We start from the raw sequence: 1,996 nt of genomic DNA, 5'->3' as shown, positions 1-1,996 counted from the left end.
CCTTTAAATATACTCTCATTCAGTATATCTAAAGCAGGCTTTTGATTCTTACCTGTTGAATCTTATTTGTAGAGAACTGTTGGATCTTAATTGTGAAAAACTGTTGAATCTAGTTTAGCAGTTACAACTGCTGAGGGAAAGTATGAAAGAATTCGTGTATACGCAATAAAAAAAGAAGTCATAAACAGCCTAGGATATGACTTCGAAATATACTCAAAATAATATAAATAATTTTTGGTTCCCATTGTTCCCACTTATTATAAGCCTTATATTATAATTAATCAATATCAATACAAAAGGTTGATGCTAAAGGCTTTTTGAGAGGATAAATTAATTGTTTCAATATGTTAAAAAATCAATGGGAACAATGGGAACCAGATATTTTTATCAATAATGATTTGATATTTCAGAATGTATATTTAACGACCGTTAAACGAAAAAAATCCACTTCTATTAAAAGTACATTTTTAAGCTGTAAAAATTGTTAACTTTGCTGTTATGTAATCTGTGTAAATTAATAAAAAAAGTATATGAGTTAATGTACAAAAGAAGAGTGATTTAGAAGCTGATTAGTATAGTTGGTGAGTGTGCTATCTATTAAAAATCTATGAAAAGAGCGATAGAATTGGCGAAAATAGGTTATGCAAGAGTTAGTACAAAAGATCAAAATCTGGATAGTCAAACAGATATGTTGAAAAACCATGGTTGTGAACGAATTTTTTCAGAGAAAGTCAGTGGTCGTAAGTATAAACGAACAGAACTCGATAAATGTTTAGATTATATGCGCGAAGGTGACACATTAGTTTTAACGAAATTAGATCGTCTCGGAAGGACAACTAAACAATTAATAGAGCTTTCTCAATATCTCGAAGACCACGATATTGATCTGGAGATTATAGATATGAACATCAACACAAAAGATGCGATGGGTAAGATGTTCTTTACTATGATGAGTGCTTTTGCAGAACTTGAAGCGAATTTACTTTCTGAACGAACCAAAAAAGGTTTGGCATCTGCAAGAGCCAGAGGTAGAAAGGGAGGCAGACCTGCGTTAAGTAATGAGAAAAAGGAAATGATTAAATCCCTTTATGAAAGTAGAAACTATACTGGTGAAGATATCAAGAAAATGACTGGGGTATCAAGAACGACGATATATAAAGTTATAAATGAAATTGAAAGCTAAATCCACCACCGAAAACAGTTACTGATATTTAAGCGATAACAGAACAAATTAGAGGGTGACTAGAGATGGCTAAAAATTACAATTTGTTTAATTCTATTATAGAAAATTCAATATCGAACATTTGGGAATATGCGGTTTTAGAGTGGGATATTGTTGGATTTGAAGAAGATCGTCGAAGACAATCCAAGTGTATATGCGGTAAGGAAAAGATAAAATATCTGTATGACATTAAAAATGTGCACAATTATAAGTTACTCACGCCAATCGGTAGTAGCTGTATTAAAGAATTCGAAGTTAAAGAACTGAAGGATAAAATAAATGTTTATGAGAAGTTGTTCAAGCTATTAAATCATTACGAAGACAATAAGTACATCCATTTCAAAGATGATAAAAAATTATTCAGTAGAAATCTAATTAATTATTTAGCAGAACAAGAAGTACTGAAAACTGAAGAGTATAATGGTAAGTTAATAAACTATCATAAAGCCTTATTAACATTTTATAATGCACGAACTTTAACACATAAGCAAAGTAGCTTTGCGACTGCTATTATTATTAATAAAGTGATACCTTATCTTGAGCAAGAGTTGAAAATACGAAATATTGATTAGAAATCATAGTAATATAAAGAATAAAAGGCTAGTTAACAAGAAAGGAGTAACTCGTTAACTAGCTTAATTTTATTTCACCTAATAATAAATACTTTTCTCATACAAGTTGTCACTTTAATCGTTAATTTGCGCCTGTTTAAAGTGCTATTTTGCATGATAAGAAAATATAAAAAATCCCAAACTACCAACATTATATTGAGAG

The 1,996-nt window shown here is 30.2% G+C and carries 2 protein-coding genes; both read left to right on the top strand.

Annotated features, from left to right (window positions below):
* Positions 1-625: 625 nt before the first annotated feature.
* Positions 626-1,183, top strand: coding sequence for a recombinase family protein (locus tag BLR15_RS13755; protein ID WP_092988369.1), 558 nt, complete (start codon positions 626-628; stop codon positions 1,181-1,183).
* Between the two features lie 65 nt (positions 1,184-1,248).
* Positions 1,249-1,794 (top strand): hypothetical protein, encoded by a 546-nt coding sequence (locus tag BLR15_RS13750; RefSeq protein WP_092988367.1) that lies wholly within the window; start codon positions 1,249-1,251, stop codon positions 1,792-1,794.
* Positions 1,795-1,996: the final 202 nt, after the last annotated feature.

Origin of the sequence: Lacicoccus qingdaonensis (assembly GCF_900101075.1) — a bacterium.
Lineage (GTDB): Bacteria > Bacillota > Bacilli > Staphylococcales > Salinicoccaceae > Lacicoccus > Lacicoccus qingdaonensis.
The sequence above is the reverse complement of the archived record's forward strand: the minus strand, read 5'-3'. Positions and strand labels throughout refer to the sequence as shown.

Excerpts from the sequence above, each read along its gene's own strand:
- BLR15_RS13750 (WP_092988367.1), top strand. The coding sequence starts at position 1,249 with ATGGCTAAAAATTACAATTTGTTTAATTCTATTATAGAAAATTCAATA.